Genomic DNA, 6,901 nt, shown 5'->3' on the forward strand with positions numbered 1-6,901 from the left:
TGCTGGCGGGGCCGGCTTACACCAACCTTACGGCGCGGAAGGGGCCGTTTCACGGATGGAAGAGGCGGCGGAAAACTCCGGGAAAATAAGCGTGAACAGCGCGCCGCCACCGGGATTTTGTGCCGCCTCCACCTGCCCGCCATGTCCCACCATGATCTGCTGGACGATGGAAAGGCCAAGGCCTGCTCCATCCTCCACCTTGCGGTCAGCGCGCCAGAAGCGATCGAACACGAGGCCGAGCCGGCTTTTTTCAATGCCGCAACCCCGGTCGAGGACGCTGATTTTTCCAGGCCTCTCCACCTTGACCGTTACCGCCTCACCCGCCGGAGAATATTGCAGCGCGTTTTCGATCAGATTGCGCAAGGCTACGGCGATGAAAGAGCTGTTGCCGCGCACGAAAAGCGAGCCCTCCGGCGCTTCAAGCGCGATTTCCTGCCCGCGTTTCAAGGCAAAAGGCGCAAGCGCCGCCACCGTTTCTTCAGCCACGGCATTAAGGTCCGTTTGTTCATTCAGCGCCAATTGAAAATTATCCGCCTGGGCAAGATGAAGGAATTGCTGCACGAGGCGCTCCAGCGCGCGTACTTCCCGCAAGGCCTCGGCGCGGTCGAGCTCGCGGTTTTCCAAATCCGCCCGCAAGATGGTCAAAGGCGTGCGCAGCTGATGGGCGGCATTGGCGGTAAACTCGCGCTGCCGCCGATACCCGTCCTCAATCTTGCGCAGCGCCTCGTTGACCGCCTCGACGATCGGCAGGACTTCCGACGGGATACCTTTCGTGTCAAGCCGGGCATCGAGTGAGGCCGGGCCAAGAGAGCGGGCGACGCGCGACACCGCACCGATGGAGCGCAAGGAAAGGCGCACCGTCAGCACCACCGTTGCAACGATGGCCACAAGGAAAAGCAGAAAGGCCCACCATTGGCGTTCGAAAAATTCCTCGATTACCGTGTCAGCCAGCACATCGGAATGAACGGGGCCTTGCGCAACTTGCACCGTATAAGGCTGCTCCCCAAGCCACACCCGCATACTCGCGCCATAAAAAACTTGTCCGCGCTCCAGATCACGGAACTCGAAATAGCTCACCCGCTCCTCTTCCACGCCAGACGTCCGCCAATCGGCTGGTAAGTGGCCGGCAAGGCGCATCCCATAATTGGAATGCATCAACGGCTCGCCTTTCGCATTGGAGATCAAAAAGAGATATTGCCCGTCCGGCGCGCTATAGGCTTTTTCAAGTTCGGGCGGCAAGGCGAGACGTACTTCGCCCCCTTCCGCCTGCAAATGAACCGCCACGTCCTTCGCCTGCCATTCAAGCGAGCGGTCGCGCAACGTATCCTGCTCCGCCGCCATCTGCGCCGAAAGCACGCCGAGGATGATTGCCACCGCTCCGATAACGATAAGCGAAAGAGAAACGGAAAGCCGGCCTGTAAGCGAGTTCACCCAGCCTGGACGAGGAAGAAACGGCAGCACCTTCATGAACCCACCGCTTCGTTCTCGCTGAGCAAATAACCGACGCCGCGCACCGTGTGAATGCCGACGCTGGCACCCGCCTTTTCCAGGTTGCGCCTCAGCCGGTAAACGCAGACCTCCACCGAATTGGAGGCAACTTCATCGCCGAAAGCATAAAGATTTTCCTCGATCGCCGATTTCGAAACGACGCGCCCCGCCCGCCGCATCATCAGCTCGAGAAGGTCCGTTTCCCGGCGTGAAAGCACGAGCGGTGCCTCTCCTACCGCGACGTTCCGGCCCGTCGTGTCGAGACGGACATTGCCGCAGGCAAGCTCGACGCCGAGCGCACCGCCCGGCCGGCGCAACAGCGCCCGGACCCGCGCGGCAAGCTCTTCCGGCGCAAAAGGTTTGGTCAGATAATCGTCCGCGCCGAGATTGAGCCCTTCCACGCGCTCCTTGATGTCATCACGCGCGGTGAGAATGAGAACGGGGATATCTTTTCCTTCCTGGCGCAGGCGGCGCAGAAAAACGAAGCCGTCCGTATCGGGCAGACCGAGATCGAGCACCAGCACATCGTAGCGCACACCGGAAAGGGCGAGTGCGCCGTCTTCCGCCGTCATGCAAATATCCGCGACAAGACCGGCGCCCTGGACCGTCTCAGCGACGATCCGGGCAATCCGGTCATTGTCTTCGATAATGAGCGCTCGCATTAAGACCGCTGTGTCCAGTAAACCTACTGGAGAATATAGCTGATCTGCGACCCATCCGAACCGGCAAACTGCACTTGCACGAGAACACCGTTTGCATCGTACCAGAGCTCCCGGTTGAGCTGGCCAGTCACAGAATAATGCGTCGCACTTACATTGCGCCCGCCCGCCTCGACGATTTCCGCCCCGACCCGGGTCACGGTTACCGGCATATGGCTGCCATCGAGCGTGTTGAGAAGCGCGCTTTGCTTGACGAGTTCTTCGTTCCAAAGCGAGGCGGGAATGACACCGGGCTCTTCCGGACCCTGCCGGCCGTCGCCGTCGACGAGCAACTTGCCATCTTCCAGGCGAACGGCAAGATGATGCGCCTTGCCGTCGTCATTGGTCTTGGAATTGAGCTGCACAAGCTGGCCGTCGCGCCAGACCTCATGGCCCTCATGCTCGAACCGGTAGAGCGCGATGCCGAGCACCTTCACCGCCACATCGGTCTCGATTTCAACTTCAAGCGTGCCGCTTTTCTGCTCGAACTCGATCTCATGCGTGCCGATTTCATCGCCTTCGCGCATCACCGTGAAATGCAATTCGCCGCTCGCCGGCACTGCCGCGACCGCCGTCTGGACCAGGCCCAAGAAAAGCCCCGCACCCAGCACCGCCCCAGCAATTTCCTTTTTCATGCAAAGCTCCTTCCGCATCGCTGTTTGGCCGGATCAAAGCCTGGCTCGCTTACGGCATCCTTACGGGCTCCGCAGAAATGCGGGAGGCGCGATTTGACGCGTCCCCTTTCCTAGCAATCAAGACTAAGGATATCTGCCATTAGGACGACAAGGGGCATTACCCGTTTCAGCTATGAATCTTCAATTGGGCCCCGCCGGGGCTGGCTTGGGCGTCCGGGCCGCATCGCCAAAATCTAGAAATTTGCATTACGGCCGCGCTTCCCCTGCTTTGGCACAGCACCTAACCAATGTGATCTCGCGTTTTCTTTAGCTTCTTGCATGAAAAAAGTTGCATAGGGGCACGAAAACGAGGGCGATGTACCAACCGTAGAGATAGGCACCGATCAACCCGAAAAAAAATCCCTGCACCGTTAGCCATTCAAAGCCTGGAAGAAGCGGCGCCCAGGCCTCATACATCCGCATCGGTTCCGGCGCGATAAGGCCGAAGGCGACGCACAAAAGATAGCTAATGAGTAGAAAGAAGGACAAGCTGTGCCCGACAGGCACAATGCGAAAACGTTTTTTCATTTCAGACGTTTCTGTCATGGCATCCTCCGGTTCTTTATCAGCCCATCGGCGGCTTTCGCCTTGAAAAAGCGTGAACCTATGGCTGCTGATTGTCCAGACCGCAATCCCGGTGAACGGTCATTTAATTTGTCCCTAAGCAGATCAAATTGAAGAAACACTGCACTGATAAGGCCATTTGACATAGAACAAACCCGCTCTCCTTGCGTTGAAATACTGGCCGATTCATGCAGGAGTGAGGCTGGCCGCTCAAGCATGGCAAACGGAGGGAAAAATGGATGACGAAGACCGCTCTCCCAAATACGCAAAAAACAGTTTGACGCTCGCCGGCGCCGTCATGCTGGGAACGGGCGTGATGATCGGCGCCGGGATTTTCGCTCTAACCGGGCAAATGGCCGAGCTTTCCGGCCCGTTATTTCCCATCGCCTTTCTTTCCGCCGCCATCGTCGTTCTCTTCAGCGCGTATTCTTACGTGAAAATGTCCGCCTCTTATCCCTCAGCAGGCGGCATCGCAATGTATCTGCACAAAGCCTATGGAGACACACTCCCCACAGCTTTCAACGCGCTGCTCATGTATTTTTCCATGGTCATCGCGCAAAGTTTCCTGGCCCGCACATTCGGCGCCTACACGCTGCAGCTTTTCGATATGCCCGATAACAGCATTTGGGTGCCGGCCCTCGGTGTAGCGCTTCTGATTGCGGCTTTCCTGATCAACCTGTCAAAGAACCAGATCATCGAAGCCGTCGCTTCATTCATCGGTATCCTCAAACTCGCCGGTATCGTGCTCTTCGGCGCCGTCGGCATATGGCTGGCGGAAGATATTGCCGCAGACTTCACTCAGGCGGACCCCCGCGCCTCATGGGAAGGGTTTCTGGCGGCCACCGCGCTTGGGATTCTTGCCTTTAAAGGCTTTACAACCATCACGAATAGCGGCTCGGAGCTCACCGACCCCCATAAGAATGTGGGTCGGGCAATTCTGATCTCTATTGCCTTATGCGTCGTGATTTACGCGCTGGTCGGTTTTGCCGTGGCAAGCAATCTGTCGATCGATCAAATCATAGAAACGAAGAACTATTCTCTTGCCGCCGCGGCCCGCCCGGCGCTCGGTGGTCTCGGTCTCTGGTTCACCGTCATTCTGGCTATGGCGGCGACGGCGGGCGGCATTATCGCCAGCATCTTTGCGGTGTCCCGCATGCTGGCCATGCTTACGCAAATGCGTCTGGTTGCCCATAGCCATTTCGGCATGCCCGGCAGCATTCAGAAGCACACCCTTGTTTACACGGTGGTTCTGGGCATTGTTCTCACTGCTTTCTTCGATCTCACCCGGATAGCAGCACTGGGAATTATCTTCTATCTGATCATGGATATCGCCGTGCATTGGGGCATCCTGAGATATTTGCGCAAAGAAATCGGCGCAAATGCCATGATCTTGATATCCGCCATCCTGCTCGATCTTATCGTTCTCGGCGGCTTTGTCTGGGTTAAACTTAGTACCGACGTCATCGTGGTCGGCGTCGCCCTGGGCGCGATGGCCGTCATCTTCATTTCCGAGGCGATTTTTTTGAAACACCGCAAGAGCGAAGGGCACCAGTAACAAGGGGCCTGCGCAAAAGGAAGCAACCGCTTCCAAGGAAGGAGACGTTTTGATGATACAAGAAAACATGGCCGGCGCGCATCTAATCTGGATGTTCGTTCTGGCGCTCGTTGTTGTCATTCCTTTCTGGCGCATCTGCCAGAAAGCGGGCTATCCGGGCATACTGGGGCTCTTGTCCATCGTGCCCATTGCCAATATCGCCCTGATTTATTTTCTGGCCTTCGCCAAATGGCCCGCGCAGAAAAGCATGCAGCACGACACGTCCTCGTAAACCGCGCTTCAGCCAAGCAGTCCGCCGGGGCATTCAATGAGCTTGTTTCGGCGGGCAAGGCCTGTCGCCATAGGAACAGAAAACACAGCAATCGCCGGGCAGAGGGCGCAGAAGTCTGCCGCAGGATTTACATTCGTAGAAATATTGGCACGCGTCCATTAGCATCCGTTCTACGGCTTTATGGCCGCATGCCGGACATGTAATTAAGGATTCGGTCATCATGAGGCCGGTTCCCATGCAAGTGAGCCGGACCGCCAGCCTACCCCCTTGGGCCGGTGACGCTTCTTCACAAGATGCGGAGCATATCGCCGCATAACAGGTTTTTCTCTGGACCGGGCGGGCGGAGAGGCTAGGATGGCCCCATGATCCGCTGGCTTCTATATCCGCTGCTTACCTTGGCGCTGCTGGTTGCGCCCGGCACTTTTTTGCCTGTGGATATGGGCCCCTATGCCGCCAAGGCAGATCAAGGCTCGGCGCCCTCCCCTGACGCAGGGAAAATGAGCGCCGTAGCGGAAGTGAACGCGTCCGCAGGGGAAATGCACGATTGCGGCACTTGCGGCACCTGCGCGGAAAACGGTGACTGCATGGCGGGCAATGGCGATACCGCCTGCGATAAAACATGCCGTACAGCCTGCAGCACCGGCTCTCTTTCCAGCTTTTATACCCCGGCTTGCGCCATAACGGCGCGCTCCGGCGGCGATAAGGTCCGCATTCCCGGAAGCCGGATCGCCGCGCATCTTGTCCCCGCCAGCGATCCACCTCCCCCCCGCCTCTAACAGATCACGCGCGTAGCGCCGCAGCGCCGCGCTCCCCCTTCCGGCACGGAGCCGGAAGAATCTCCAGATCTGTTCGAGGAGACCATACGCTCATGACGCCCTTTTCCCGGATCGCGCAAACCGCGCTGGTTTGCGCAGGCATCCTTGCCTGGACCTATCCGCTCCACGCGGAAGAAACGGCCCTCGGTTTTGAGGAGGCTACCCACCTCGCCGCCACAGCGCAGGACCCTGCGCTCGAGCGTTTCGACGCCCGCGCCGAAAGCCTTGAAGAACGCGCCATCGCCGATTCCGCGCTGCCCGACCCGACGGTTCGCACCGGCCTCGCCAATTTCCCCGTCGATACGCTGCGCGACGTTCAAGAGCCCATGACGCAGTATCAGGTCGCGCTGCGTCAGGAATTTCTGCCTGGCGACACACTTGCGCTCCGGGGCCGTGAACGGCACGCGGAAGCAGCGATCGAGCGGCAGAAAAAAGAATTGCTGCTTCGCCGGATCGTCTTCGACGTGCGCCGGGCTTGGCTCGATCTTTATCACGCGGAAAAAGCCCGCCGCATCATCAAGGCCAATCTCAGCGCGCTCCAGAACCTTGCCGGAGCACAGACCGGCGCATTTGCGAGCGGCGGATCGAGCAGCCAGGACGTCTTCAGGGCCGATCTTGAGATTGCGCTGATGAAAGACCGGCTTTCCGCATTGGCCCAGCACAGGGAAAATGCGGCGGCCGAGCTTGCCAGATATATCGGTGCGCATGCCAGCCGCCCGCCTGTAGACGAGCTTCCGCTGCTGAACGAACCGCGCGCGCCAGCGGCGCTGAAGGAAGCTCTGAGGGCGCATCCGGCAATAGACGTCGAGCGGGCGGCGGAGGAGCGCGAGGAGGTG

9 protein-coding genes are annotated in these 6,901 nt (G+C 58.8%); 4 read left to right on the top strand and 5 right to left on the bottom strand.

The window, feature by feature from the left end:
* Positions 1-27: 27 nt before the first annotated feature.
* The 4 genes from M2A_RS13795 to M2A_RS13810 all read right to left on the bottom strand — a co-directional run bounded on the left by M2A_RS13795 (position 28) and on the right by M2A_RS13810 (position 3,406).
* The gene (locus tag M2A_RS13795; protein ID WP_081875640.1) at positions 28-1,467 is read right to left on the bottom strand and encodes a sensor histidine kinase; all 1,440 of its coding nucleotides are present in this window, start codon (positions 1,465-1,467) and stop codon (positions 28-30) included.
* Positions 1,464-2,150 carry a response regulator gene (locus M2A_RS13800; protein ID WP_045448610.1) on the bottom strand — a complete coding sequence of 229 codons (687 nt, stop codon included), beginning with the start codon at positions 2,148-2,150 and terminating at the stop codon, positions 1,464-1,466. Before M2A_RS13800 ends, M2A_RS13795 begins: the two co-directional genes overlap by 4 nt.
* Before the next feature lie 23 nt (positions 2,151-2,173).
* Positions 2,174-2,821, bottom strand: coding sequence for a DUF6134 family protein (locus M2A_RS13805; RefSeq protein ID WP_045448612.1), 648 nt, complete (start codon positions 2,819-2,821; stop codon positions 2,174-2,176).
* Positions 2,822-3,127: 306 nt separating this feature from the next.
* Positions 3,128-3,406 carry a DUF5676 family membrane protein gene (locus M2A_RS13810; RefSeq protein WP_197052949.1) on the bottom strand — a complete coding sequence of 93 codons (279 nt, stop codon included), beginning with the start codon at positions 3,404-3,406 and terminating at the stop codon, positions 3,128-3,130.
* A gap of 253 nt (positions 3,407-3,659) precedes the next feature.
* On the opposite strand from M2A_RS13810, the gene M2A_RS13815 reads away from it, so the two are divergent.
* Positions 3,660-4,979, top strand: a complete 1,320-nt coding sequence (locus tag M2A_RS13815; RefSeq protein WP_045448616.1) for an APC family permease — start codon at positions 3,660-3,662, stop codon at positions 4,977-4,979.
* A gap of 52 nt (positions 4,980-5,031) precedes the next feature.
* Entirely contained in the window at positions 5,032-5,250 is a 219-nt protein-coding gene (locus M2A_RS13820; protein ID WP_045448617.1) for a hypothetical protein, read from the top strand.
* A 33-nt stretch (positions 5,251-5,283) separates the two neighbouring features.
* On the opposite strand, the gene M2A_RS18405 is transcribed toward M2A_RS13820, so the two are convergent.
* Positions 5,284-5,472, bottom strand: coding sequence for a GDCCVxC domain-containing (seleno)protein (locus tag M2A_RS18405; RefSeq protein ID WP_081875642.1), 189 nt, complete (start codon positions 5,470-5,472; stop codon positions 5,284-5,286).
* Positions 5,473-5,612: 140 nt separating this feature from the next.
* Between M2A_RS18405 and M2A_RS13825 the strand changes: the two genes are divergently transcribed.
* Both M2A_RS13825 and M2A_RS13830 read left to right on the top strand, forming a co-directional pair.
* A complete protein-coding gene (locus M2A_RS13825) occupies positions 5,613-6,026 on the top strand; it encodes a hypothetical protein (RefSeq protein ID WP_045448619.1) in 414 nt (137 codons plus the stop codon).
* A gap of 92 nt (positions 6,027-6,118) precedes the next feature.
* On the top strand, positions 6,119-6,901 hold a 783-nt coding region (locus M2A_RS13830), incomplete at its 3' end, for a TolC family protein (protein WP_045448621.1).

This window comes from Tepidicaulis marinus (genome assembly GCF_000739695.1).
GTDB lineage: Bacteria > Pseudomonadota > Alphaproteobacteria > Parvibaculales > Parvibaculaceae > Tepidicaulis > Tepidicaulis marinus.

Bases quoted from the DNA above. Each gene is read 5' to 3' on its own strand.
- M2A_RS13815 (WP_045448616.1), top strand. From the start codon at position 3,660: ATGGATGACGAAGACCGCTCTCCCAAATACGCAAAAAACAGTTTGACG.
- M2A_RS13810 (WP_197052949.1), bottom strand. From the start codon at position 3,406: ATGACAGAAACGTCTGAAATGAAAAAACGTTTTCGCATTGTGCCTGTC.
- M2A_RS13825 (WP_045448619.1), top strand. From the start codon at position 5,613: ATGATCCGCTGGCTTCTATATCCGCTGCTTACCTTGGCGCTGCTGGTT.
- M2A_RS18405 (WP_081875642.1), bottom strand. From the start codon at position 5,472: ATGATGACCGAATCCTTAATTACATGTCCGGCATGCGGCCATAAAGCC.
- M2A_RS13800 (WP_045448610.1), bottom strand. From the start codon at position 2,150: ATGCGAGCGCTCATTATCGAAGACAATGACCGGATTGCCCGGATCGTC.
- M2A_RS13820 (WP_045448617.1), top strand. From the start codon at position 5,032: ATGATACAAGAAAACATGGCCGGCGCGCATCTAATCTGGATGTTCGTT.
- M2A_RS13795 (WP_081875640.1), bottom strand. From the start codon at position 1,467: ATGAAGGTGCTGCCGTTTCTTCCTCGTCCAGGCTGGGTGAACTCGCTT.
- M2A_RS13805 (WP_045448612.1), bottom strand. From the start codon at position 2,821: ATGAAAAAGGAAATTGCTGGGGCGGTGCTGGGTGCGGGGCTTTTCTTG.